The 24970-nt window shown below is 45.2% G+C and carries 23 protein-coding genes and 1 tRNA gene; 12 read left to right on the forward strand and 12 right to left on the reverse strand.

Annotation, left to right across the window (positions count from 1 at the left end; translation table 11 throughout):
* Position 1 precedes the first annotated feature (1 nt).
* Complete coding sequence (locus VAE48_RS12180; RefSeq protein WP_322793597.1) at positions 2 to 1174, reverse strand: cysteine desulfurase family protein; 1173 nt, start codon at positions 1172 to 1174, stop codon at positions 2 to 4.
* A 153-nt stretch (positions 1175 to 1327) separates the two neighbouring features.
* Here VAE48_RS12180 and VAE48_RS12185 point away from each other — a divergent pair, with 153 nt between their 5' ends.
* Genes VAE48_RS12185 through VAE48_RS12195 form a run of 3 tightly spaced genes read left to right on the forward strand, consistent with a single transcriptional unit; the run spans position 1328 to position 4526 of the window.
* Positions 1328 to 2752, forward strand: coding sequence for a phosphoglucomutase/phosphomannomutase family protein (locus VAE48_RS12185; protein WP_322793598.1), 1425 nt, complete (start codon positions 1328 to 1330; stop codon positions 2750 to 2752).
* The gene (locus VAE48_RS12190; RefSeq protein ID WP_322793599.1) at positions 2749 to 3558 is read left to right on the forward strand and encodes a TatD family hydrolase; all 810 of its coding nucleotides are present in this window, start codon (positions 2749 to 2751) and stop codon (positions 3556 to 3558) included. Before VAE48_RS12185 ends, VAE48_RS12190 begins: the two co-directional genes overlap by 4 nt.
* 59 nt (positions 3559 to 3617) lie before the next feature.
* Positions 3618 to 4526 (forward strand): polyprenyl synthetase family protein, encoded by a 909-nt coding sequence (locus VAE48_RS12195; protein ID WP_322793600.1) that lies wholly within the window; start codon positions 3618 to 3620, stop codon positions 4524 to 4526.
* Between the two features lie 41 nt (positions 4527 to 4567).
* Here VAE48_RS12195 and VAE48_RS12200 read toward each other — a convergent pair.
* Positions 4568 to 4649 (reverse strand) — tRNA-Leu (locus VAE48_RS12200).
* 92 nt (positions 4650 to 4741) lie between these two features.
* On the opposite strand from VAE48_RS12200, the gene plsX reads away from it, so the two are divergent.
* Together plsX and VAE48_RS12210 are read left to right on the forward strand one after the other, a co-directional pair.
* Positions 4742 to 5764, forward strand: a complete 1023-nt coding sequence (gene plsX / locus VAE48_RS12205; protein ID WP_322793601.1) for a phosphate acyltransferase PlsX — start codon at positions 4742 to 4744, stop codon at positions 5762 to 5764.
* Between the two features lie 14 nt (positions 5765 to 5778).
* Positions 5779 to 6480, forward strand: a complete 702-nt coding sequence (locus VAE48_RS12210) for a hypothetical protein (RefSeq protein WP_322793602.1) — start codon at positions 5779 to 5781, stop codon at positions 6478 to 6480.
* Here the strand turns inward: VAE48_RS12210 and VAE48_RS12215 are convergent.
* Together VAE48_RS12215 and scpB are read right to left on the reverse strand one after the other, a co-directional pair.
* On the reverse strand, positions 6447 to 7268 hold the full coding sequence (locus VAE48_RS12215) for a pseudouridine synthase (protein WP_322793603.1): 822 nt from the start codon (positions 7266 to 7268) through the stop codon (positions 6447 to 6449). The genes VAE48_RS12210 and VAE48_RS12215 overlap by 34 nt on opposite strands.
* 3 nt (positions 7269 to 7271) lie before the next feature.
* Positions 7272 to 7847: an SMC-Scp complex subunit ScpB gene (gene scpB / locus VAE48_RS12220; protein WP_322793604.1), complete on the reverse strand. Its 576-nt coding sequence runs from the start codon at positions 7845 to 7847 to the stop codon at positions 7272 to 7274.
* Positions 7848 to 7887: 40 nt separating this feature from the next.
* Here scpB and VAE48_RS12225 point away from each other — a divergent pair, with 40 nt between their 5' ends.
* From VAE48_RS12225 to rsmD, 6 genes are read left to right on the forward strand one after another with little or no spacing between them, the layout of a single operon-like run.
* Entirely contained in the window at positions 7888 to 9534 is a 1647-nt protein-coding gene (locus VAE48_RS12225; protein ID WP_322793605.1) for a G5 domain-containing protein, read from the forward strand.
* Positions 9535 to 9560: 26 nt separating this feature from the next.
* Positions 9561 to 10520, forward strand: coding sequence for a UDP-glucuronic acid decarboxylase family protein (locus VAE48_RS12230; RefSeq protein WP_322793606.1), 960 nt, complete (start codon positions 9561 to 9563; stop codon positions 10518 to 10520).
* The gene (locus VAE48_RS12235; RefSeq protein ID WP_322793607.1) at positions 10442 to 10981 is read left to right on the forward strand and encodes a GtrA family protein; all 540 of its coding nucleotides are present in this window, start codon (positions 10442 to 10444) and stop codon (positions 10979 to 10981) included. The genes VAE48_RS12230 and VAE48_RS12235 overlap by 79 nt, the downstream gene beginning before the upstream one ends.
* Positions 10982 to 10994: 13 nt before the next feature.
* Positions 10995 to 12185, forward strand: a complete 1191-nt coding sequence (locus VAE48_RS12240) for a hypothetical protein (protein ID WP_322793608.1) — start codon at positions 10995 to 10997, stop codon at positions 12183 to 12185.
* Positions 12186 to 12214: 29 nt separating this feature from the next.
* A complete protein-coding gene (locus VAE48_RS12245; protein ID WP_322793656.1) occupies positions 12215 to 13183 on the forward strand; it encodes a uroporphyrinogen decarboxylase family protein in 969 nt (322 codons plus the stop codon).
* A complete protein-coding gene (gene rsmD / locus VAE48_RS12250) occupies positions 13180 to 13743 on the forward strand; it encodes a 16S rRNA (guanine(966)-N(2))-methyltransferase RsmD (RefSeq protein ID WP_322793609.1) in 564 nt (187 codons plus the stop codon). The genes VAE48_RS12245 and rsmD overlap by 4 nt, the downstream gene beginning before the upstream one ends.
* On the opposite strand, the gene VAE48_RS12255 is transcribed toward rsmD, so the two are convergent.
* The 6 genes from VAE48_RS12255 to VAE48_RS12280 form a co-directional block, all read right to left on the reverse strand.
* Positions 13744 to 14247, reverse strand: a complete 504-nt coding sequence (locus VAE48_RS12255) for an NUDIX hydrolase (RefSeq protein ID WP_322793610.1) — start codon at positions 14245 to 14247, stop codon at positions 13744 to 13746.
* Positions 14248 to 14255: 8 nt separating this feature from the next.
* Positions 14256 to 15425 (reverse strand): 6-phosphofructokinase, encoded by a 1170-nt coding sequence (locus VAE48_RS12260; protein ID WP_322793611.1) that lies wholly within the window; start codon positions 15423 to 15425, stop codon positions 14256 to 14258.
* 31 nt (positions 15426 to 15456) lie between these two features.
* Complete coding sequence (locus VAE48_RS12265; protein ID WP_322793612.1) at positions 15457 to 16509, reverse strand: sensor histidine kinase; 1053 nt, start codon at positions 16507 to 16509, stop codon at positions 15457 to 15459.
* Positions 16510 to 16609: 100 nt separating this feature from the next.
* Positions 16610 to 18229, reverse strand: a complete 1620-nt coding sequence (locus VAE48_RS12270) for a hypothetical protein (RefSeq protein ID WP_322793613.1) — start codon at positions 18227 to 18229, stop codon at positions 16610 to 16612.
* Complete coding sequence (locus VAE48_RS12275) at positions 18226 to 19644, reverse strand: glycosyltransferase family 39 protein (protein WP_322793614.1); 1419 nt, start codon at positions 19642 to 19644, stop codon at positions 18226 to 18228. The genes VAE48_RS12270 and VAE48_RS12275 overlap by 4 nt, the downstream gene beginning before the upstream one ends.
* A 62-nt stretch (positions 19645 to 19706) precedes the next feature.
* Positions 19707 to 20957 (reverse strand): glycosyltransferase family 87 protein, encoded by a 1251-nt coding sequence (locus VAE48_RS12280; RefSeq protein WP_322793615.1) that lies wholly within the window; start codon positions 20955 to 20957, stop codon positions 19707 to 19709.
* 59 nt (positions 20958 to 21016) lie between these two features.
* On the opposite strand from VAE48_RS12280, the gene VAE48_RS12285 reads away from it, so the two are divergent.
* Complete coding sequence (locus VAE48_RS12285) at positions 21017 to 21820, forward strand: nitrilase-related carbon-nitrogen hydrolase (RefSeq protein WP_322793616.1); 804 nt, start codon at positions 21017 to 21019, stop codon at positions 21818 to 21820.
* Here VAE48_RS12285 and VAE48_RS12290 read toward each other — a convergent pair.
* Both VAE48_RS12290 and VAE48_RS12295 read right to left on the reverse strand, forming a co-directional pair.
* Positions 21817 to 23337: a hypothetical protein gene (locus VAE48_RS12290; protein WP_322793617.1), complete on the reverse strand. Its 1521-nt coding sequence runs from the start codon at positions 23335 to 23337 to the stop codon at positions 21817 to 21819. The genes VAE48_RS12285 and VAE48_RS12290 overlap by 4 nt on opposite strands.
* Positions 23337 to 24929 (reverse strand): glycosyltransferase family 39 protein, encoded by a 1593-nt coding sequence (locus VAE48_RS12295; protein WP_322793618.1) that lies wholly within the window; start codon positions 24927 to 24929, stop codon positions 23337 to 23339. Before VAE48_RS12295 ends, VAE48_RS12290 begins: the two co-directional genes overlap by 1 nt.
* Positions 24930 to 24970: the final 41 nt, after the last annotated feature.

Consider the following 24970-nt stretch of genomic DNA (forward strand, 5'->3'; position numbering starts at 1 on the left):
TTCAACGCTTCCCAATTCCTTCATTCAACTTTCTAAAGTTTTGAATTACCACCGGTAAGGAGTTGACAAAGTTTTCGACCTCATCAGGAGTTGTATATTTTCCCACCGTAACCCGCAAAGAACCCAGCGCTAATTGTGAAGAAATGCCCATCGCCAACAACACATGCGAGGGTTTGGGATCACCAGTCTTACAGGCAGAGCCGGATGAGCATGCAAAACCAGCAGCATCAAGGTGAATCAGCAATTGGTTGCCATCCACCCCTTCGAAAACAAAACTGGCGTGATTGCTCAACCGATCAACAGGATGCCCAGTTAAATACGCCCCTTTAATAAATTCTTGCACCGAGACAATAATCTTATCCCGCAATTGCATCAGGAAGGGTTGCATATTTTGCAATTCCATTTGAGCCAGCTCAAAGGCCTTTGCCATTCCGACAATGTAGGGAACATTCTGTGTGCCTGCGCGCAATCCAAATTCCTGCCCACCGCCGGTTTGTATTGGCAGGATAGATGTGCCTTTCCGAATAAATAAAGCCCCCACTCCTTTTGGCCCATAAAACTTGTGCGCCCCGAAGGATGCCAGATCGCACCAGTTACCGAGTCCTTTCATTGAAAGGTGAGCTGCTGCCTGTACGGCATCTGTATGAAATGGTATTTCGTTTGCCCTGCAAATCTGCCCCAATTCCTCTACCGGGTTGATGCTGCCAATTTCATTGTTTCCATAAATTACCGATACGATAGCCACATCCCGGTCTATCTTTCTACGCAAGTCATCAGGATCAACTATCCCATAAGAATCCACTTTCAAATATTCCAAGCGAAAACCAAAATGATCGGCTAATTGCTCAGCAGTATGACTAACCGCATGATGTTCAACCGGTGAAATGAGGATGCGGTCAGCCCTGGTTTTAGATTTTCGAGCCAGTGCCACACCCCGCAAAGCCAGGTTATCACTTTCTGTGCCACATCCGGTAAATACTATTTCACTGGAATGAACACCCATCTGTTGAGCAATGATTTCCCGGGCATCCTCAAGCGCTGCCTCTGCTTCCTGGCCATACAAATGAATTGAGGAGGGATTGCCAAATTGACCGCTGAAATAGGGAAGCATCGCTTCAAGCACCCGTTCATCAACCGGTGTTGTGGCGGCGTAATCCATGTAAATCTTTTTCATTGATGGTTTCATCAATCAAATCCTAATTCAGACAATCCGTGTAGATTATAGCACGCTTATTCTTAGACATTCATTTTGTGTCTGATTAATCACCTGTTATAATTGAGGAAGATTGTTATTATTCTCACATGCTTGATTCGGGAGGAGAACTTCATGCCGCAAAAAATCAAGTTCGGAACCGATGGTTGGAGAGGTTTTATTGCCGAAGATTATACCTTTGCTAACGTGCGTCGCTGCGCACAAGGATTTGCCCGTTACTTAATCGAAAAGGGCAAGCAAGGGCAATGGGTCGTAATCGGTCATGACAAACGGTTTTTATCAGAGAACTTTGCTCTCGCAGCTGCAGAAGTGCTTTGCGGAAATGGTCTAAAGGTTTATCTGACGCAATCAGCCACTCCGACACCAGTGATTGCTTTTTCGGTTGTTAATAAAGGGGCTGCAGGAGCAATTAACATCACCGCCTCTCACAACCCGCCTACAGACAACGGATTCAAGGTCAGAGACCAAAACGGCGGTGCAATTGATCCTGAAGGCCTCAAACAAATTGAGGCACTTATTCCAGATTCGGAAGCAGAAGTAAAGCATCTTTCTGCCGAAGAGGCCGAAAAGAACGGTCAACTCCTGCGCTTTGATCCTGCCCCAAATTACATCAAGCATCTGCAATCCTTAATTGATCTACAGCCCATTCGCGATGCCGGCTTGAAAATTCTCGTTGACCCCATGTGGGGAAATGGCGCAGGTTGGTTCACTCACCTCCTAAGCGGCGGTAAGACTCAGGTAATCGAAATTCACAACCAGCGCAATCCCATTTTCCCGGAAATGACCCGCCCGGAACCAATCCCGCCGAACATTGACGCTGGATTGAATGAAACAGTCAAACAATCTGCCGATGTCTTGATTATTACCGATGGCGATGCAGACCGGGTTGGGGTTGGTGATGAAAAAGGTCATTTCATCAATCAGTTGCAGGTTTATGCGCTCCTCGCCTTGTACTTATTGGAGGTTCGCGGAGAGCGCGGACCAATCGTCAAAACACTTTCGACCACCAGCATGCTCGAAAAGCTGGGGAAGATTTACGATATTCCCGTATATGAGACCGGTGTTGGGTTCAAGTATGTTGCCCCCAAATTTCTTGAAACCAATGCCTTAATTGGGGGTGAAGAGTCGGGCGGTTATGCCTTTCGCGGTAATGTCCCCGAAAGAGACGGGATCCTTGCCGGTTTGTACATTTTAGACATGATGGTACGCTTGAATAAAAAACCATCTGAATTAATTGACATGCTCTTCTCCAAAGTGGGTGCACACTACTATGACCGGGTTGACTCACGTTTTACTGGCGACCGATCCGAAAAGGAAAAAATGATTCTCGAGGCCAAACCTCAAACCATTGGAGGCCTGAAGGTCACAGGCTTAAACACAATGGATGGCTTTAAGTTTATGTTGGAGGATGGCGGCTGGTTATTAATTCGTTTTTCCGGAACAGAACCCATTATCCGTGTTTATTGCGAGACCACCCATCAAGATCGTGTAAAACCGATTTTGGAAGATGGACTCAAGCTGGTTGGATTGCGAAATTGATTGCCTACCAAGATACTCATTGTCATCTGAACCTTAACCAATTCGAAAATGACCTGGAGCAGGTCATCTACCGCGCTCAACAGGAAGGCGTTGATCGAATTCTGGTTCCGGGAATTGATTTAGAAACCAGTCGGAAGGCAGTTGAAATCAGCGAGAAATATGAATTCGTGTACGCGGCAGTAGGTGTTCACCCTAACAGTGCCTCCACCTGGCAAAGCAATAGTATCGAAAATTTGAAGGAACTTATCGGCCACCCAAAGGTGGTTGCAATTGGAGAAATTGGTTTGGATTACTATCGGAATTACGTAGAACCGGCACTTCAAAAGGAAATTTTGGCGGCTCAAATGGCGCTGGCTGCCGAAAGTTCAAAACCGTTGGTGATTCATAACCGAAATGCTCTGCCCGATTTAATGCCGCTTCTCGAAGAATGGGTAAAGTCCTTACAGAGAACGGGCAATAAACTGGCAAACAAGCCGGGAGTCCTTCACTCTTATGAGGGCGACGTAGTTGCTGCCAATCAAGCGATTCAGTTGGGATTTTATATCGGGGTTGCCGGTCCGGTCACTTTTAACAATGCAAAAGAGCGCCAGAAAATCACGCGGGAAATTCCTTCCCAGGCAATGATCGCAGAAACCGACTCTCCATTTCTCGCTCCGCACCCTCATCGAGGTCAACGAAATGAACCGGCATGGGTCAGTCTGGTTGTTCAAAAAATCGCAAAACTTAAAGCACTTTCATTGGAAGAAATTGCAAACACGCTAACAAATAACGGTAATCAATTATTTGGATGGAGATCGTCCGATTGAGCACTACAACATCCTTTTTCATACCCGTACAGGAGGAAATTCATCAAGTTGAGAACTTGATGCAATTTCAAGCAGAAGGTCACCACGTTGACTTACAGGCAGCCCTCAAACACTTGCTGGCATCCGGAGGAAAACGTATTCGGCCAACAGTAACTTTATTGGTGGGCAGAATGCTTGGAGCACCTCAGGAAAAATTAATTACACTGGCTGCAGCCATCGAATTACTGCATACAGCCACCCTCGTCCATGACGACTTGATTGACGGTGCATTGCTCCGGCGTGGGATTCCGACCCTTAATTCTCAGTGGTCACCCGGCGCAACTGTACTGACTGGAGATTTTCTCTTCGCCAGGGCTGCAAAACTAGCTGCCGATACCGAATCGATACCGGTAATGAGTCTGTTCTCCAATACGCTAAGCGTCATTGTTAACGGAGAAATTTCCCAATTGTTCTCCAGCCGTTGTCAGGCTGACCGGGAAGGCTACTATCAGCGCATATACGCCAAAACCGCTTCCTTATTTGAAACTTCGGCCACTTGTGCCGCGCTGATCAGTCCAGTTTCGGCAGATACGATTCAAACCATCCGCTCGTATGGGTTCAACATCGGTATGGCATTCCAGATCATGGATGATGTTCTGGACTTTATCAGTGATCCTTCCAAATTAGGCAAACCCGTTGGCAGCGACTTACGACAGGGATTGATTACCCTGCCAACTCTGTACTATATAGAAGAACATCAAGAAGATGAACTGGTTCAACAAATTCTGGAAGGGAATTGCCCACATTACGAAGAGGATATCAAAAGACTGGTTGAGCGCATCCGCAACAGCCATGCTATTGAGCAATCCATTCTGGAAGCGGAACGTTATGGTCAAGAAGCATTTCACTGCTTGCAAAAACTCCCGCATTGTCCTGAAAGAACCCATCTCGAAGAACTGACCCTTTACATCACCCGGCGGGAAGTATAACCCGAGAATGAAAAAAGCCACCTAAAACTAGAGGTGGCTTGTGCGCTGGGTGGGAGTTGAACCCACACGCCTTTCGGCACATGGCCCTCAACCATGCCTGTCTGCCAATTCCAGCACCAGCGCAATCGGCTTCGATATTATAATCTGCTCTGGTGGTATGTCAAGAAATCCGCCAATAAACACCCAACCCAACGGAGGAAGCTATGACCATAATTTTGGATGCAATGGGCTCAGATCAATTCCCACATCCGGAAATTCAGGCGGCTGTCATTGCAGCTCGAGAATTTTCAGAAGAAATTATTCTGGTTGGAGATGAAAATTTAATCACACCCAGATTGAAGGAGCTGAATGCGGCAAATCTTCCTATCCGAGTCGAACATGCCCCCGATTTAGTGGAAATGGGGGAAAAACCAGTTGAAGCTGCCAAACGTAAACCTCGAAACTCGATGGCAGTTGGGCTTAACCTTGTCAAAGAAGGTCAAGGAGATGCATTTGTCACTGCCGGCAACACTGGAGCAGCAATGTTCAACGCGTTGCGCACACTTGGCCGAATCAAAGGTGTGGCACGCCCGGCACTGACCGCCTTATTTCCTGTAAAAGGTGGGCATTGTGTAGTATTGGATATTGGCGCCAACGCGGATTGCCGTCCCGAGTTTCTGCTTCAGTTTGCAGTCATGGGCAGCATTTACGCAGAAAAGGTACTCAAGAAACAGAATCCGCGAGTTGGGTTGTTATCCAACGGAGAAGAAGCAGGCAAGGGTAATCAATTGATCAAAGACACCTATCCAATTTTGGAAAAATCCGGTCTCAACTTCATTGGTAATGTCGAGGGCAAGGAACTTTTTGGTGGTGGTGCCGATGTAGTTGTTACGGACGGATTCACAGGCAACATCCTCCTAAAATCCAGCGAGGCCGTTGCCAAATTACTCACGGATACTTTGAAAGAAGAATTGATTTCCTCTCCAATAACCAAAATCGGCGCTTTGTTAGCCAAACCCGCCTTCCAAAAACTAAAAGCCATGATGGATCCGTCCGAAGTTGGCGCTGCCCCACTCCTAGGCATTGATGGACTGGTTTTTGTGGGTCATGGACGCTCCGACAGCCGCGCCATGTACAGCGCCATTCGAATTGCTCAACAGGCTGTCCAATCAGATCTGTTACCTGCTTTACGTTCCGCAATCCAGGAACGCCTTGAAATGGTCGAAATTATTTCCAGAAATACTTTGAACCAATCCTGAATCGAGGTTTATCCATGAAGATAGTTTCCAACACCAAGTTGATTAAACGCAACAAAAAAATTGGACAGTTTTTGACCATAGGAGCCCTATTGGTACTTGCCATCGGCTTGTACTTTTCTTTCACCCAACCCGAACAAATTACCATAACGTTTGGGGCTCTTTTATTCGGCTTTCTGATGACCCAAATCGGAATCTACTTTGGCAATCGGTGGGGAAGATCCCCCCGTCCGGATGAATTACTCACCTCTGGATTAAAGGGTCTTGAAGACAAGTACACCCTCTATCATTATGTCACCGATATCCCGCACGCACTCATCGGCCCGGCCGGTATTATTGCGCTGATTCCTGTTTCGGTTGGGGGAACAATTATTTATGATGAAAGTAAAAACCGCTTTCGTCAAAAGGGTGGCAACCTTTACCTGAAAATTTTTGGTCAGGAAGGATTGGGAAGACCCGAGGTGGATGCTCAATACACCACGAGCGATTTAGCCAAATTCCTCAAGAAAAAATTTCCCGAGTTGGAAATTCCAGAAATTCAACCCATCCTGGTTTTCACCAACCCCAAAGCCAAATTAGAAACCAGCGATTCTCCAATTCCCGCCCTGTCATTAGAAAAACTCAAAGATTTCATTCGTAAAAAAGGGAAGGAAAAGCCGGTTGTACTTTCTCTTATCCAGCAAATTCAAAAAGGTTTACCAGAGGAGGATTTGGACTGAGTCTGCTTTTTTTCTCTCGTAAATTTGTATTTCGGAGATCCCTCTTTTTGGGGGATTTCTCGTCTTTGTTGAATGGTTCCAGTAAGTTCTCTCACCTCAGCCGGGTTGAGGTATCGCCATTCGCCCGGTTTGAGATTTCCCAACTTCAGGTTGCCAATCCGAACCCTGAGAATCCGATTCACAGGCAAACCGATGGTTTTCCCGATTTCGCGAATCTGTCTCTTTTTACCTTCACGCATGATTACGCGCAGCCAGACCCCTTTTCCTGCTTCCCCTTCAACAGTAACCTGCGCGGGAGCGGTACGGCTTCCATCCGGGAGAACAACCCCTCGTCGCCAGATTTCCAGCTGCTCTTCATCGGGTTTAGTGAAAAGCAAAACCCGGTATTCTTTTTCATGTCCGTATCGCGGATGAGTAAGCCGATTGGCCAATTCACCATCATTGGTTAAGAGAATCAATCCCTCGCTGTCGTAATCCAGTCTCCCCACCACAAATAAATGTTCCGGCAAAGGAACAAGGTCAAACACCGTCTTTCTTTCGGTACCCTTTACATCATCCGAGAGCACTCCGCGCGGTTTGTGCAGGGCAATGTAAATTTTCTTTCCACTTGGTTTTGGAATTGGTTGTCCATCTACAGTAATTTCATCTTTTTCAACATCTGCTTTTGCACCAAGCGAAATCAATTCTCCATTGACCTTTACTCTACCATCGGCAATTAATACCTCACAGGCTCTCCTTGATCCGAAACCTGCTCTGGATAAAATTTTTTGCACTCTTTCTTCCGCCATTGATTAATCCTTCAACAATCTTTGTTCTTCTGGACTGACACCTTCTTGCTCAAGCAGCTCGAAGGGAGGTAAATCATCTAATGAATTCAAACCAAAGTGCTGCAAAAAATCCATCGTCGTGCCGTAAAGAATCGGGCGTCCTGGACCTTCTGCCCGGCCAATTTCTTGGACCAGCCCTTTTGAAAGCAGACTTTTCAACACACCATCGCTGTTCACCCCTCGCACTGCATCGATTCCCGGACGTGTAATTGGCTGACGGTAGGCAATGATCGCCAGGGTTTCTAAGGCCGCCCTGCTAAGGCGACTGGTTGCCTCTAAACCTAAAAATCGCTCGACTAAGGATGCCAGATCCGCAGCTGTCGTCAGTTGATACTTTCCTTGAAAAAATTGAATACGCAACCCACGCCCTTGCTGAAAAGTTTGCGACAACCTTCGTAAACCCTGTTCCACTTCTTCTGTGCTTACCCCAATCGCCTCAGCAAGCTGATGGACATTCACTGGCGAAGGTGCAACGAACAACAAGGCTTCCAGTTTGGATTCCAACGGATATTGATCCTTGGGTAGGTTCGCTTCACTCATGCTATAATATGCCTGTTCAATTAATCTTGGCTGATTATACTTGAATCAGATAAAAACGAATACGATTGCCAGTCTTGTGACCAAAACTCAACTCAACAGAGGGCTGAATTATTTCCTTTTCCACTTCTTCGGAGTGGTAGTTACGCTATTTTCCTTGACGGCCTGTAACTCACCTCAAACCAATGCCGCTGATAGGGTTTCGGTTACGGTTGTGGACATCAACAATCGCATTGAAGCAGGTGTTCCATTTGGGTCATCTGTTTTAGACGCCTTGCAAATTGCAAAAATTGAGCTGGGTGCACTGGATCGAACTGACCCGCCTTCATTTTCACTTATAACTGAACCGGTGACCATCACAATTACCCGCGTTCGCGAAGAATTTGAGCAGGAAGAAATTGTTATTCCGTTTGAACGGCAAACCGTAAAAAATGAAAACCTCCCGGAGGGTGAATCCTTATTGGTTCAACCGGGTGAAAATGGCATTCAGCAAGTAACTTATCGTCGTTTGATTGAAAACGAGGTAGAAACCTCTCGTTCCATCTTTAAGATCGAAATTATCAAAGAAGCCAAACCAGAAATTTTAATGATTGGCATTCAATCACCATTCGTTCCAATAGAAATTCCGGGAAAACTTGCCTACCTGACCGCAGGTAATGCCTGGCTCATTGAACGAGACACTCGTCAACGGCGTCCCATTATAACCTCTGGCGATTTAGACGGACGGGTATTCAGCTTATCCCCGAATGGGGAATGGCTTTTATTTACCCGTAAATCAAACACAGAAAATGAAATTAACTCTCTCTGGGTAATCAATTTAGACCAGGAAAATGCCCAACCCATTAATCTCAATGCAGCAAATATCATTCACTTTGCGGAATGGCTGCCTAATCGGACGGCTACTATCTTGTACTCTACTGTTGAACCCCGCCCAACCGCACCCGGCTGGCAGGCCAACAATGATTTGAGACGATTGGTGTTCAACGCTTCTGGCAGGGTAGTTCGTGATGAAAGCATCATCGAAACAAATGCAGGGGGTATTTACGGATGGTGGGGTACTTCTTTCCATATTTCTCCGTCGGCAAATTCAATTGCTTATTCGCGGCCAGATGCTGTTGGACTGGTTAACGAATCCGATGGCACCCTCGACCCTCTCATCACCCTATTACCTTTTCAAACGCGCTCCGACTGGGCATGGGTGCCCGGTGTAGAGTGGAGTCCAGATGGAAAAGTCCTCTTTCTGGTCAACCATGCCCCAATGTCTGGCATCAACGAACCTGAATCCTCTCCACTTTTTGATTTGAATGCGTACATCCTTCCATCAGGACCACTGGTAAAATTAGTTTCACAAACGGGTATGTTCGCTTACCCGAGCATGTCTAAAGTCATGAAAGAAAACCAAACCTGGCTCGCATACCTGGAAGCAATTTTTCCAGAGCAGAGCGAAAACAGCCGTTATCGTTTGGTTGTCATGCAACCTGATGGCTCAAACCGTAAGGTAATTTTCCCAACCGAAGGGGGTACCGGATTAGATCCACAAAAAGTCGTTTGGTCACCCGCAACATCTTCTTCGATTCAATCATTTGTCGGCTTTATCTATCAAGGAAATGTCTGGCTTATCTCCACGGAAGATTGGCAGCCCAGACAGGTTACCGGTGATAACCTGATTACCCGTATTGACTGGAAATAATTTATGATCAGAAAGGTTTCAAACCCATGAGAATTTTAGTAACCGGAGCAGCAGGATTTTTAGGTTCCCATCTTTGTGAACGATTGCTCAGTGAAGGTCATTCAGTAGTTGGAATGGACAATTTTATTACCGGCAGTCCAGATAACCTTGCCCATCTTGCCAACAATCCCCGTTTTGAGTTTATCCGTCACGATGTGGCAAATTTTATTTTCGTACCGGGTAAAATTGATGCCGTTTTACATTTCGCCTCACCTGCCAGCCCCAACCCGTCTTCCCCTTACGGTTATACCAACCTGCCCATTCAAACCATGAAGGCTGGAGCGTTGGGCACTCACAATACCCTTGGAGTGGCACGTGCCCAAAATGCACGTTACCTGCTCGCTTCAACCAGTGAAATCTACGGTGATCCCCTTGAACATCCCCAAAAAGAAACCTATTGGGGACATGTAGATCCAATTGGAGTCCGTTCAGTATATGACGAAGCCAAACGCTTTGCCGAAGCACTGACCATGGCCTACCACCGCTACCACGGAATTGATACCCGAATTGTCCGCATTTTTAATACTTATGGCCCAAGAATGAGATTGGACGATGGGCGGGTTGTTCCGAATTTTATCCAGCAAGCCTTACGTGGAGAACCCCTCACGGTTTATGGGGATGGTTCACAAACGCGTAGTTTCTGTTATGTGGACGACCTGATTGAGGGAATTTACCGGTTATTAATGTCCGATGAACATTTACCGGTAAATATTGGCAATCCTGCTGAAATTACAATACTAGAATTTGCAGAAACCATAAACCGCTTGGTCGGCAACCAGGCTGGCATCATCAGGAAAGATCACTTGCGTTTAGGGGATGATCCCCAACGACGCCGCCCCGACATTACCCGAGCAAAGGAAATTTTGAAATGGCAGCCAACAATTTCATTGGAAGAAGGCATCAAAAAAACAATTCCTTACTTCAAAAAGAAACTGGGATTGGAATGATTTTGACAAATACCCGTGAACGGACCCGTTTCATTCGTTTTGCGATTGTTGGAGCGGTTGGGGCAGTCATTGATTTTGGCGTTTTTAATTTTCTCACCCATTCTTTTCCTTACTTTCGCGATAACGCGGTCTTTGCACAGGCAATTTCCTTTACCCTGGCCGTTTTCAGTAACTTTACCTGGAATCGGCTGTGGACCTACCCGGACTCTCGTAGCAAATCTCTCATTCGACAATGGACACAATTTGTGATTGTCAGTGTAATCGGTTTAACGATCCGCACTCCAATCTTCTTATGGTTAGAAGGCTTCTTGATACGCTTGATTTCAGGTTGGTTTCCAAAAGATACGGTAACGCCTGTTGTGATTGCACACAATATCGCTTTGGCGGTCGTTATTGGAACGGTAATGATATGGAACTTCATTGCCAACCGATATTGGACTTACAATGATGTCAATGCTTAAAGAATAGATCAAAATGACGGAAGCGCCAGCTGATAATTCTTCTTTCACCCCTACCAATATTCGCTCCTTGCGGGAATTAATTGATCTTGTTTCCGGAAGGAGCATCAAAGAACAGATTCCCCAAGAAGATGCTGGCTACGCCGAAGTTTTACCGTTTCCCTTTCTGGCATTGGTCGGTCAAAGGGAAATGAAAATTGCCCTCTGCCTCACACTTATCAATCCGGAGATTGGCGGGGTTTTGCTCATTGGTCCGCGTGGTACTGGTAAAACAACCGCCGTTCGCTCCCTGATCGATTTGTTGCCGCCAATTGAACGAAGTGCCTGTTTTTATGGCTGCCTGCCCGAGGACATTGAGGCATTTGGAATGGATGGCGTTTGTCCCGATTGTGCCAAAAAATTTGCCGAGGGTAAACCGCTAACCATTCAAGACCGCGTAAAACTGGTCGAACTACCGCTCAATGCCAAGCTGGAAGACGTGATTGGCGGTATTGATGAACGGGCCGCAGTACATGACCGATTGAAATTAAAGCGCGGCATCCTCGCCCATGCCGATTTGAACATCCTCTATGCTGACGAGGTCAACCTTCTGGCAGATGAGATTATTGACGCCATATTAGATGCGTCGGCCAGCGGCAATTACACCGTTCGTCGCGGCCCGGTCAGCGCCACTTACCGGGCAAGATTCACCTTGATTGGTTCCATGAATCCAGAAGAAGGCAATCTACGCCCACAAATCATGGATCGCTTTGGATTGCGAGTGATCGTCAAAGGATTGGATGAACCCCAAGAACGACTGGAAGCCTATCGCCGTACACATCTATACCGCCAAAATCCGCGGAAGATGGTTTCCCTCTATCAAGCCGAATCGGCATTGGCAGCCGAAGAAATTGCACTTGCCAAACAAATTCTCTCCAGTGTTGAACTGCCAGAGGAGGTTGCCAGACAGGGCATTCAACTGATTCAAAAAATGCAAATAGACTCACTCCGCGCCGAAATCACATTATTTGAAGCGGCCCGTGCTTACGCAGCTGCCGATAATCGAATGATAGTAACCAGTGAGGATTTGCGTCAGGTTGCCCCAATGGCATTGCGTTTGCGCCGCTCCCGTTTTATGAATGATTACTTTCAGGGACGAAAAGAAGAAGAACAGGAAATTGAAAAGCAAATTAGTGAAGTAATAAAAGAATCGATTAGAGAGGGTTGAGAATGAGCGAAATTTCACATCGAAATCGGATGGAAATTTGTCTAAGCGGCGACCTTGCCGATCGTCCTCCGGTAGCTCTGTGGCGGCATTTTCCTGTGGATGATCAGAAACCCGAATCTCTTGCAGCTGCAATTACCCAATTTCAAAACATCTATGATTTCGATTTTATCAAGGTGACGCCGGCTTCTTCATACTGTATCAAGGATTGGGGGGTTTCGGATGTGTGGCGCGGCAACCCGGAAGGCACCCGCGATTATCAAGAACCAGTCATTAAGAATTTTGAAGACTGGGAAAAATTAGAGGTGTTAAATCCGCGCCAGGGATATTTGGGCCAAATGCTTGATTGTCTCAAATTGCTCATCAAGGAATTTTCAAAGTCAACCCCAATCATCCAAACCATTTTCAGCCCTCTTTCGCAAGCCAAAAATTTAGTCGGCAAGCACGATTTGTTATATCATATCCGCGCCTGCCCAGAGGCGGTCGAAAAGGGTCTTGAAATTATCACGCAGACGACGCTGGCATTTGTGGAAGAATTGAAGAAAATTGGTATAGATGGGATTTTTTATGCCGTTCAACATGCTCAATACAATATCTTATCGGTTGCAGAATTTCAAACCTTTGGGCGTTATTACGATTTACAGATTCTCGACGCAGCTAAATCCCTCTGGTTAAACATAGGTCATATTCACGGCGAAAATATCATGTTTAATCAGGTTGACGATTACCCTGTGCAAGTACTCAACTGGCATGATCGCCAAACCCTACCCTCACTGAGCGAAGCCCAAAATCATTTTAAGGGGATTGTTTGTGGGGGATTAAAACAATGGGAAACGATGGTTTTAGGTACACCCGAAGCAGTATTACAGGAAGCGAAAGAGGCTATTTCCCAAACTTCAGCCAGGCGTTTTATTCTGGGTACAGGCTGTGTAATTCCTGTAATAACTCCTCATGGCAATATATTAGCCGCCCGGCGCGCAGTCGAAACGCAAAGGCAATGAGTAACCCTCGCATTATTTCCGGGAAAGCGAGAGGAATGCGCTTGCAGGGTGTGCCGGGCAACATCACACGGCCGATCACTGACCGCGTGAAAGAAGCCCTGTTCAATATCATTGGAACGGACATCCAAAACGCATCATTACTGGATTTATTTGCCGGCACCGGCAGTGTAGGCATAGAGGCTCTGAGTCGAGGGGCATCCTTTGTTCACCTGAATGATATTCATCGGCTGGCTGTTGCAACCATTCGTGCCAACCTGGAACACACCCGGCTCAAAGAAAACGCAAAAGTAAGCCAGCAGGATGCTTTCTCCCTTCTCTCCGGTGTCCCTTCACAACCATTTGACTATATTTTTATCGCCCCCCCGCAATATAAAAATCTTTGGAAAGAAATTTTATTCAAACTGGATCAAAACCACGAATGGCTGGCCAGTGATGGCTGGGTGATCGTTCAAATAGATCCTGTGGAGTATGAAGAACTGGCTCTCAATAACTTCAGCGAGTTTGATCAGCGTCGTTACGGCAGCACGCTGCTTGTTTTTTATGAAAAAAGCAAGAAGTAATCAATTCGAAAAATCGATTCTCAGACGCTCGTGCTCATCATACCAGTAATGCGCAAAAAAGATTTCTCCACCCTGCTCGGCTTTTAATACTTTGGGGATTAGAATCGGCAAATCTTCCACCAAAGGATATTCGGTCAAGTGATCCACGGGTATCCACTCCAATTTACCTTCTTCGGAATTTTGGAGAGATTGTTGATCGGTTTCCCCCCGAAAAACAAATAATCCGATCCCAGTATCCTCCCCTGCATCAACCATCACGATTCCACACAGCCTTAGTTCCGCTACATCCAGTCCGGTTTCTTCCTTCAGTTCGCGCCTGGCTGCGGCGAGAACATCTTCTCCGCGCTCGATATGTCCCCCAATGCCGTTGTACAGGTTCGCCCAAATTCGCTTTTGTGGATGGCCTTTAATCAGCAACAATCGGTCTCCCCGTGTAATGAAGATCAATGTACGCGGGATTATACGAAACCGATTGTTGCTGACACCTTGGTCTTTTTTGGGCATGATGAGTTTTAACTCAAGAACATGGGAACGCCCATAAAATCCCGAATTTTTGGTTTGTAATTTTCAATATCATAATAGGCAGGAACATCCACTCGTTTTCTACCCGCCAGAACCATCTCAATCGGTACGGTGGTGTATTTTCCACCATGTAAGGCTACCATTTTACCGGTTTCATTGCGTCGAATCAGTTGCACTGCCATCGTGCCGAAAGACATTGCCACCATTCGATCTAAAGAGTCAGGGGCACCTGAACGCATCAAATATGCCAGTTGCTGATACATGGTATGTTGACCGGTCAGGCGTTTGATCTCCTCACATACAATCTGACCGATCCCCCCCAATTTGCGGTGCCCAAAGGGATCCGCTTCTCCGCTTTCGACAACTTCCCCGCCTTCCATGACTGCCCCTTCGGAAATTGTCATTATTGCATAATTGGAGGGGTTACGGCGCTTGTCAGCCATCAGGAAATCAGCCAACTTTTGCATGTTAAACGGTACTTCAGAAATAATCGCACGGTCAACGTAAGCCAGGTAGGCTGTGATAAGACTGGTTTCTCCAGAATTTCTCCCAAACAATTCAACCACGCCGATTCTCTCGTGAGAGCCAACCGAGGTACGCATATTGGTGATAAACTCAACGCTACGGGTTACTGCAGTTGAGAAGCCAATACAGTAATCAGTGCCAAAAATATCGTTATCCATCGTCTTCGGGCATGCCACAATCGGAAAACCCTCTTTGTGCAATCGGACTGCAAAGGATAAGGTATCATCCCCGCCAATCGGCACCAACACGTCAATCCCTAAATTTTCCAACACCTCAAGCACATAATCGGTGTAATCAATTTTTTCTTCACCGGCAACTTTTTTGCCGTAACTGGAGTTTTTGAGAAAGTCCGGTGCATCTTTTGGTGATACTCGCTGAGGATTCGTACGGGAAGTATGTAAAACAGTTCCACCTGTTCGGTCTATGGTGCGAACATCTTCCTCATGCAATTCCCGCACATAATACTCGCGTGTGGAAGGCTCGTTCTGGTTGTAATGCAGTAATCCTGCCCATCCTCGTCGAATACCGATTACACGGTAACCCTGCTCTAAAGCGTTCATCACAACCGCCTTAATGCAGGGGTTCAATCCCGGCACATCACCACCGCCGGTCAGAATACCGAGAGTCTTTGTCATGTTTACCTCCACATGGAAAAATAATAATGTCTTATGATGTCTTTTGGTGAGAATAAGGAATCTGGAAGGTTACAACTGTGCCGCTCCCAATACGAGACTCAAGATTAAAATAACCACCCAGCATCTCAACTCGTTCTTTGATCAGCTTCAGCCCCAACCCCCTGCCGCTCATTGCTTTGGAAGGATCAAATCCCTTTCCGTCATCTCTCGCCTGTACCTTGATCAATTTTGGTTCCATTATGATTGAGATTTCAATCTTCAATTTACGGGGTAAATCCGCATTATGCCGTGCGGCATTTCCAATGATTTCCTGCAAGGAACGGAAAATCAACACTTCAATATAGGGTTCTAAACGCCCTTCTGACCCCATGACATCAAGTTTTGTTTCAATTCCGCTTTCGTTTTGAAAATTCTCGATGTATCGCCTCAGCGTTGGGAATAAGCCAATGTCATCCAGCATCATTGGTCTCAAATCCGTAATAAACAAACGGACTTTTTGAAATGTGCTCAATGCAGAAGCCTTGAGATTCTCTAATTCCTGTTTGGCCCGAGTCGGATCAATTTCAAACAATCGGCTGGCAATCTCGGTTTGAACGATAAAGTTCGAAAGTGCCTGTGCAGGCCCGTCATGCATTTGCCTTGCAAGTAGCTGACGCTCTGCTTCCTGAGCATCAATTAATTTTTCCAGCAATGCAGTACCTCGTTGGGCACCAAAACTGCCAGTACCTTCTTCCAGGAATTTTTTTGTATTCTCAATAAAAGCCAGGATTTCTTCCAAATTTTTCTTTTCTATTTGCAGTTTTTCAAACTGGTTTTTTTTGATGAACATGTTTCGCTGCGAATCGATCATTTCATCATACGCCCTGGTAATATCTTCTTTTGACATTTTGTCAAGTTGGGCTTTAACCATGTTCAATTGGGCCGTTTTTTGCCTGTTTAATTCACTTAACTTATTGAGTTCTAAATTTAGTTGATTGAGCATCAACTCATTTTCTTTTAATTTTTCTTGGTATTTGCTGTCCACCGCTTGTAATTCAGAAATATATTCAGTTTGAAAATCCTGGCTGCTCAAATGATCACTCATAGAAAACCTCTTTTCTGAACAACTTGAAAATCATGCCAAGTATAGCATAACCTGCGATTGGTGTTATAAATTTTTAGAATAATTCCTTGCCAGATGAAACTCAATCCGCGCGCGGAAGTATTAGGAAAATATGGACATTATTAAAAGTTTCAAGGTATTGCAAGTTGCTGGAATCTTTCGGGTTTTGATACAGGTCAATCAAATTTTCCTGATCCTGTTCCAATAAAAGATAGCTGGCGCCAAATTTGCTGGCCGCTGCAAGCGAATGGTTTATATCCCCATCAGGGATGACAATACTGGGCATCCTGGTCGCCCAGTAATAACCGGGCGGATTGTTGACCATACCCAACGCATCGTTGGTTATACGAAGTTCGCCTAATCTTTGTGCGACCTTCTGATATCGCTCAATACTTCGATTCCAGATCGGATCATTCCCACCCCCCAATACACGTTGTTGGAAAAACCAGATTGAGATGCCGGTATTTACCAAAATCAGAAAAAAACCAAACAAGGAAATCGCAAAGGATAAATTCCAGCCACGGATCTTTCTCATCCACAAAATCCATTGTTCAAGACCAACAACTGCCATGACCCAGAAGAAAATCTGAGTCGCTGCACCAGAATGTAAAAAACCACCGCGGGAACCCGCAAAGGGAAAAACAATCGTCATGATTCCTAAAATTACACCCCACATTAGTATTCCAAACTTTACCATGGCCAGTTTTCTTCTGCTCCAAATCGCCAATAAAATGAGTGGAACAAGGACTACTGACCCCTGAACCGCTAGGAAGTTCTGAAGATTTATTCCCAACGCATTCACCCTCGCCTTGAAGATGGCTTCCCATCCCGATTTCAGCCAGTATGAAAAATTCAAATGATCGTTTGGATAAGAATAAAGTTCATTGTAATCAGTCAACCAGAGACTTTTAGTATTGCCGGGCGGGAACAATCCCCCAAAAAACAACCAATTTCGATAGTACCACGCTCCGGTCAAAACAAGATATCCAGCAAGTAAAACAACAGTCCCCATTATGGCTACGCGCAATTTATCTGGCAAATTCCACGGATATGTCCTCCCAATCACAATCCCCGCTGCTGCAAACAACCAGAGCAAGCCGTCTGCCCGCGTCAAATGCATCCATCCGGCTATCAAACCCAACAGGAAAAATCTTTGTAAACTATCCCAATTTCCCAACCACCTGAAATTCGCCAGGAAGGCAACGATGACGAACAGACCTCCTCCAATCATGTACGGAACAAATGTTTCCGGCAGCGGCAGGTAGATTATGTAAATTCCGGGTATTACCGCCAGCCCGCCTGCAATCCATGCATACCCCGGGTTTTTTAATAAGCATCTTGCCATATAAACACTCAACACGGGCAGCAAACCGGTCAATAATATAAATGGCAGTTTAGCCCAGAAGAATAGAGCCGAACGCCCAATCCACATGCCGAAAAAAGCAAGCAAAGAGGGCAACGGCATCCAGTAAGTAAAGGCTGGAAATGGCAAACCTTTTGGCTCGGACAAATAATTCCACAGATACGGTTCGACAAAACCTTTTCCTTCAAAGATCTGCAGACCGCCAACCGTGTAATAAGCCACATCCATGTAACCCGGTCCCTGTTGAAACAGCGAACTGATTGCGACAAAAAACACTCCCGCTGAATACCAAAACCAATAGGTATAAAGGACTCTTTTTACAACCTTCCAACCCCTCATGGCTTTTCCCTGAATTGAATAATTTCCAAATCACCGATCAGAGTAAGGTTAGTTTGCAGGTAATTTTTGGATAGCGCTTCAAGCACTGGATGTTGTTGTCCAGTTTGCTCAAATTCTTCAATCGCTTTTTTAAAGACCACAAAAAAGAAACTATCTTTCCCCTCAATTGCCTTTGAAAAATCTTTGACCGGATAGATTCCCATCGCATGTTGAGTAGCCATAGCCAAAGTATCATTAGGAGAACCCGGCTCATCTGCCAGAAAGGCAGCCTCACGCTCCTCATCATAATATCGCATCGGAAAATAACTGAGTTTATTATCATGCAAAACAAACAGACTGCTGTTTTGCGGAAGATTTAGATAATACACTGCCTGGCGAAAAGGTGAACGCGGAAATTCGTTGAACGTATAAAAAGAAGGCAAGGAAATAAGCGCAGTTAACAGATAACCACCGAGAAGGAACGCGCCGATTCCTCGCTTCCATTTCAGAATAATAAATCGTGAAGCAGCAAGGCAGTAAATGACATTGGAAAGAATAAAAACCCGCGTAACAAAGACTGGTTGCATTAGATAAGAAAGAATAAATAATGTCAGTGGAAACCCTATCACAAGCAGACCCACCAAGTCAATGAAAGAATGATTATTCCGATCTTTCCACAATTCCCAGAGGATAACAAAAAATAATTGGGCGCTGACTACCGCAACAATTGGAAGTAAAATACCCTTCAGGGGCAGATTAGCATGAAACAAGATCACCGATTGAAGAATTTCTACAATCCCCGGCCGTGGAGTCCAGAACGCTCGTTGAACTTTGGCAATTTGACCGGGTAGAAAGAAAGCCCATGGCAAGTACACCAATCCAATCCACAGTTGAGCTTTGATCAGCTGAGTGTGATCATTCCACCGCTTCTTCCCCAACAAGTAAATGTTACCCCATATCAAACCAAACCCTGCCAGCGCATGACTATAAAGGGCAATGATTCCGCTGATAATCAACCCAATCCAAAGTAATTTTCGTGAATTTTTCTCCTCGAATATTCGATAGAAAAACCAGTAATAGGCCATCTGCCCTACCATCAGTAAGGCATACATTCTCAGGTCCTGACTGTGATAAATTTGTAAAGGCGAAAAGGCGAGTAAAAGGCTGGCGACAAGCGCAGCGCGCACTCCAAACATCCGCCGGCAAAGATCAACGGCTATCACCCAACCAATTAGGGATAAGCCAACACTAAGCAATCTTAAAACCGCCAGCTCGCTGCTCAAACCCAGCCAAAAATGAAGTAAAAAATAATACAAGGGAGGCATGGTGTCAGCCGCTGTCCCTTGAATGATGTTTCCCAAACTCTGACGGGCAAGAAAGATGCTGAATGCATCATCATATTGGATTTCCCGACTGTTAATTCCAACCAGACGCAATCCAATTGCCAGCAAAAAAGCAAAAATGAAGAAAAGCTGCTCTTTTTTATTCATGCCACTGGTTAGGGGGCGTTTTGTTGTTGAAGCGAATCAAACCATAAATGTGGCGGCCTGACCGCCCACCAACGATTCCAGTAAAGACAGATTAATAAAAATATTGGTAAAGGTAAGAACATGACCGGGCTTTGGATCGGTTGATAATTCATCTCTACAGTAGAGAGAAAAATCTCCCAGATTCCAATAAAAAGCAGGAACATGGCAATGACGGAAATCACAACTCCCCGATTCTGCCATCGTTCAACCCAAACCGCGAAAGTCAATACCAGTGCCGGATAAGCCACAATGAAATTACCCGGATCGGTTTGCAGCCCAACCCAAAAACTGAGTGTCAAGGTAAGGCAAACAGTCCACACAAAAGCCCGGAACTCGCTTTTCCGGTTAATGAACCACTCCAAGATCAGAATCAACACGGCAACCCCCGAAATGACCCTGCCAAGGCGTTCACCACCCTGCGGAATGATTGCCTCCATCGCAGCCGGTAAGGTGCCGGGCGGATTATAGGATGGATATCGCAGTATTTCCCGTAAATTCTGGAGGATCCAGTCTGGAATCAAAATTACCGCAAGCCCAATCAAAAAACCCATACTGATCGAAAACCACACGATAATTTTCCAACGCCGATGACTGGCAGCCCAAATACACAAAAAAACAATAACAAGCAATACTACCTGAGGTTTGATGGTAATTAATCCCATTAAGATGCCAGCCAATTCATCGTTGCCCGCACGAACGGCAAGTAAAATTGCCACAATTGCCAAAGCAATCAATATGACTGCATTTCCCAAAATCACAGGTCGCAAGGCGTGGTACCAAAAAACCGAAAAGAGTAAAAAGATGGTCAGAATAAGCGGTCTGGGTCGCCAGCGGACCAACCTTAAAGAAAGGAATGCCATTAAAATTAAAGCAGATTCGAGAACTGCCATCCACACAGCGCGGGCAAGGTTGTAATCCGATATCATTGCAAAGGGCAAAAAGATAAAAATCGAATAAAGCGGATAGGCAACCCGTAATTCGTGTTCACCTGGTTGTGCGGCTCGACCGTACACCATTGTTTGAATTCGAAGAGCTACTTCATCCGAATAGGGGCTTAACCCATCCTCAAAAAATGATTTTGTCCCCATCCAATGAACCAGGAAATCATTACCTCCTGGATTTTGTGTCGTATAACGGTAATTACCCCACACCAACAAACCAAATAAGCCAATGCCCAGAACCAAAAGCACTATAATTAAGAAGGATGAATTTCGTGACATTGTATTGGATTCTCCTCAAAGTGCTCAACATCCCCTGATCAATTATAATTCACGCCAGAATGAATACCAAAATTTCACTTGCCCAATTTGAAGTTCAAATCGGAAAGCCCGAGCAAAACTTTCAAACTGCTTTGGGACACATAGAACAGGCTGCCAGTTATGGATCTTCATTAATCTTATTGCCTGAATTGTGGAGCAGCGGTTACGACCTTCAAAACAGCCGGGATTATGTGGACATCAATCAAGATATCATCAATCGGCTGAAATTGCTATCGCGGAAGTTTAATATCGCCATCGGTGGTTCTTATATCACCTGCGACGAAGCGGGCTGCCACAATACTTTTCTGATTACCTTGCCCGATGAATCCGTAACTTCTCCTTACCATAAAGTCCATTTGTTCCGTCTGCTGGATGAACATCAGTATTTTAAGGCGGGCAACCAATTCGTAAGCGTTGATTTTGACTGGGGGAAGGCCGGCCTGGCAATTTGTTACGATCTTCGCTTCCCTGAACTGTTTCGCTTCTATTCAAAAAGCGGTGCATTTTGCATTTTGATTGTCGCCCAATGGGGGGCAAAACGAGCGGAACACTGGCGAACATTCCTCAAAGCCAGAGCAATTGAAAATCAATTGTTCATTGGAGCGGTCAATGCCATTGGAATGGTTGGCAACAATTCTCTGGCTGGGTATAGCGCGGTGATTTCCCCTTGGGGAGATGTTCTGGTGGAAGGTAGCCCCGACAAAGAAGAATTAATTACTGCCGAAATGAACTTTGATCTCATCGAGGAGGTCAAACAACACTTAAATTCCGGGCAGGATCGCAGGGATGATTTATATAAGCGTTGGTTTAATCAATTTATCTAAGGTGTCGAACTCTGTTCACGAACGATCACAACGCTGACCGCATCCCGATAATACTCTTTCCATCCGCTTTCGATCAGCCTTGTTACAACTGGTTGTTGAGGTTCGATCAAAAACCATCCAATTTCCCATTTTTCCACAAGTTTTTCCCATCCATCATTGGCATTGACAATCTTCAGCCATTCGATGAGAATGTCGTCACCGAATAAATCAGTCCTTCCGTCCACAAAGACCGCAGTTTCAGGTAAATTCCAGATCAAATAACCACCCCATCCGTAACTATTCAACATGTTTCCTGGCGGAATACCTTTTGCCTTCAAGTATGCAACCGCTCTTTGAGGATAAAATTGAGCTTCATAGGTTGTCATTACAATTGGATGAGTAACATAATACCATTTCAGAATTGCAATCACTCCCAACAATCCGACAATCAAAAAATTTACTGTATAACGAAAGCCCGCTGACAGGGTTGATTGACGAATGATTTTATGGCCAAACCTATCAATCCATATTTGCTTCAGGTTACTACCAATATCCGTCAAAATTTCCGGCAGGTGATTGGCAACAACCAGCGTAGAAAAAACCGCAAATGGGGCAAAATTGCGCTTCGCAACCAGAGCCAGATAAGCAAACCCTAAAAAGCCAGCTAACTCAAAACCACTTACGTTCTTATGGGTAAGCGCAAAGGAAAAAATAACCGCAAATAACAACAGAACGAATGGCTGCATCGCAAGTTGATGGAAATTGGGAGAAGCCCACTCGTCAATTAAGGTTTGCAGCACTTCTACTCCCACGGTCCTGAATGGAATGATCAAGGTATTAAACCCATTAGGATTGATCACAACCCCAATACCAGCCAATAAAATCCAGGTAAAGAATTTTTTCAGTCTGTGGAGATTTTCCTGGCTACGGCGAGGAGACAATATAAAAGTTTGAAAAATTTCTCCAACAAAAAGGAAAATCAACAATAGAATACCCAAACCATAGCCACCATGCAGATTCGACCAAAGAACAAACAGAGCAAACATCCATCCCAGCGCTGGGCCGCCTGATCGATCGCGGTATTTCAAAACTAATCCCAGTAAAATGGTGAACATCAATTGAGAAAAAATTTGGGGTCGAGGTGACCAGATGAAGGAACTGATGATTGCAGACAGTATGACAAACCACGCCTTGAAAATAGCCCCTCCCCGTATGGTGCGGTACAGGATAGCCATCGTAGCGGTCGCAGTCAGGGCAACAACAAATCCCAACCCCCAAAAGCCGCCATTTTTATAAAACCAGTAGAGGATTACCTCCCCTAACCACGAATGATTAATCCACACTTCCCCCTGCCTTGAAAAGGAAAATATATCTCTTAGAAGTGGAACCCCCGTTTCCAGCATGTATTCCCCAGCTTTTAAATGCCACCATGTGTCACTATCCAACGGTACGCGAATCGCAATAATGAAAACCAACAAGAGTGTCACCCAAAACATTAGATTTTCTAGATTTTTTTGATTGGCCTCAGTGGGGTTCATCAATTCTGGTTACCTGCCTGAACAAATAGTTTTTCAAATTCAACAATTCTCAGGGGACGAGATAGGTCATAATAAATCAGAAAATCACCAATTTGTTTTTCATTCCACCCGATTCCTTTGTCTTTTAATAGCCAACGCAGTTTTTCATCCAATGCAGGATTATGGGTAGTGATTAACGCCACCTTATCGGATGCCTCAACTTGCTTGGTGTAGAGAGGATAACGATCATCCCTCTCGGTATATCGTAAATCGGGGTGATATGGAAATCGAGGGCTGAAAATAATTTCCTCGTTCGTGAGGAATGCCAGAGGATAAGCCACCCAATAATTTGAGTAACCTCTTACTTCTCCCTGTTCCTTCAGGAATTGAATCACTTCAGGCATTGCCCGCATATCTACCCGTGCGGGCGCATAAAACTGCGTTGTCAGACCGGGAGGGTTTATTAACGCGCATTGAATATTTCCCCAAAAATTAAACAGCGAAATCACGCCGATCAAAGCAAGACTTGAGTTTTTTTTCTTCCCCCACTCATCGAAAACCTTCCCTGCCGAGAGACTCATAATCATCCATAAGGGTAAAAAGTATCTGCCGCTTGGGTCAACCCCAAAAGAAGTGAACACAAAACCAATGAACAAAGTCAGAAAAACACCTTCAAGTATCCACTTCAATGATGAGCTCTGAGGCAATTTAAACCAATTCCACAATATTTTTCCCCACAGAATCAATACAAAGGGAATTAAAGGTAAGCCAAGCCAGCTGACATCCCAAGGCGGACGCAATCCCATAGCCGCCGGCAACCCTAACACAATGAAGTAGAAAAGATGGTTGAGTGACCGCAGAAAAAAAGGTTCGCTTTCAACCGCTACCGCAGCGCCAAACAGCTCAGTAATTAAGTTGCTCCACCCGTTCTGTATAGCAAAAATCCACCATGGTAAAGACCCAAGTAATAATCCTCCCACCAGCTGGAGGATAATGGCAACTTCAAATCGCCATTTCCTACCCTGTAGAATATGAAAGCATAACCACGCCCCCGCTGGAATACTGTAAACAAGGGTTAATCCATTTGCCCATAATCCAAAGCCGCACAGAAAACCCCATGTAAACCATAGCCAAGCCGAGTTCTTTTTATTCTTCTCTTGCAACATACGGGTATTGATCAGGATTAAGTTCCCAATTAATAATGCTTCTCCATAACCGCCGAGACTTACTGTGGTGTAGAGTGTGGTGTTTACCGGCGGAACAGCCATCAGGAAGGCCGCGATCAATCCCGCGCGATAAGAATCGAAAAATAGATAACCCACCCAATAGGAAGTTAAAATGGTAAAAAGATATAAAATTATCTGAACAAGCCTGATTCCCCACACACCCTGACCAAATATCTTGAAAACACCCGCCACAAGAAAAGCATCCAAACTCCCCATGTATGCCTGACCATAAAAAAAGATTGGTTTTTCCCCCATCAAAATGTGGCGCGCCATGAGACCAACAATCGCCTCGTCTGCGTTGAACGGAAAGACATCCGCCAGGAGCAAAGCAATTTTTAAGGATAAACCAAGCAAAATTACAAAACCTAAAAGAAAATATCGTTTCATTGGAATAATGGAAAACTCGAGTATTCCCTTTTAGAAAGATG

The organism is Bellilinea sp., assembly GCF_034432615.1.
In the GTDB taxonomy this organism is placed as follows: Bacteria; Chloroflexota; Anaerolineae; order Anaerolineales; family Anaerolineaceae; genus Bellilinea.

Excerpts from the sequence above, each read along its gene's own strand:
- VAE48_RS12295 (WP_322793618.1), bottom strand. The coding sequence starts at position 24,929 with ATGAAACGATATTTTCTTTTAGGTTTTGTAATTTTGCTTGGTTTATCC.
- VAE48_RS12270 (WP_322793613.1), bottom strand. The coding sequence starts at position 18,229 with ATGAGGGGTTGGAAGGTTGTAAAAAGAGTCCTTTATACCTATTGGTTT.
- scpB (WP_322793604.1), bottom strand. The coding sequence starts at position 7,847 with ATGAGTGAAGCGAACCTACCCAAGGATCAATATCCGTTGGAATCCAAA.
- rsmD (WP_322793609.1), top strand. The coding sequence starts at position 13,180 with ATGAGTAACCCTCGCATTATTTCCGGGAAAGCGAGAGGAATGCGCTTG.
- VAE48_RS12290 (WP_322793617.1), bottom strand. The coding sequence starts at position 23,337 with ATGAACCCCACTGAGGCCAATCAAAAAAATCTAGAAAATCTAATGTTT.
- VAE48_RS12215 (WP_322793603.1), bottom strand. The coding sequence starts at position 7,268 with ATGGCGGAAGAAAGAGTGCAAAAAATTTTATCCAGAGCAGGTTTCGGA.
- VAE48_RS12280 (WP_322793615.1), bottom strand. The coding sequence starts at position 20,957 with ATGTCACGAAATTCATCCTTCTTAATTATAGTGCTTTTGGTTCTGGGC.
- VAE48_RS12255 (WP_322793610.1), bottom strand. The coding sequence starts at position 14,247 with ATGCCCAAAAAAGACCAAGGTGTCAGCAACAATCGGTTTCGTATAATC.
- VAE48_RS12185 (WP_322793598.1), top strand. The coding sequence starts at position 1,328 with ATGCCGCAAAAAATCAAGTTCGGAACCGATGGTTGGAGAGGTTTTATT.
- VAE48_RS12235 (WP_322793607.1), top strand. The coding sequence starts at position 10,442 with ATGGCAGCCAACAATTTCATTGGAAGAAGGCATCAAAAAAACAATTCC.
- VAE48_RS12210 (WP_322793602.1), top strand. The coding sequence starts at position 5,779 with ATGAAGATAGTTTCCAACACCAAGTTGATTAAACGCAACAAAAAAATT.
- VAE48_RS12180 (WP_322793597.1), bottom strand. The coding sequence starts at position 1,174 with ATGAAAAAGATTTACATGGATTACGCCGCCACAACACCGGTTGATGAA.
- VAE48_RS12240 (WP_322793608.1), top strand. The coding sequence starts at position 10,995 with ATGACGGAAGCGCCAGCTGATAATTCTTCTTTCACCCCTACCAATATT.
- VAE48_RS12260 (WP_322793611.1), bottom strand. The coding sequence starts at position 15,425 with ATGACAAAGACTCTCGGTATTCTGACCGGCGGTGGTGATGTGCCGGGA.
- VAE48_RS12195 (WP_322793600.1), top strand. The coding sequence starts at position 3,618 with ATGCAATTTCAAGCAGAAGGTCACCACGTTGACTTACAGGCAGCCCTC.
- VAE48_RS12285 (WP_322793616.1), top strand. The coding sequence starts at position 21,017 with ATGAATACCAAAATTTCACTTGCCCAATTTGAAGTTCAAATCGGAAAG.
- VAE48_RS12245 (WP_322793656.1), top strand. The coding sequence starts at position 12,215 with ATGGAAATTTGTCTAAGCGGCGACCTTGCCGATCGTCCTCCGGTAGCT.
- VAE48_RS12230 (WP_322793606.1), top strand. The coding sequence starts at position 9,561 with ATGAGAATTTTAGTAACCGGAGCAGCAGGATTTTTAGGTTCCCATCTT.
- VAE48_RS12265 (WP_322793612.1), bottom strand. The coding sequence starts at position 16,509 with ATGAGTGATCATTTGAGCAGCCAGGATTTTCAAACTGAATATATTTCT.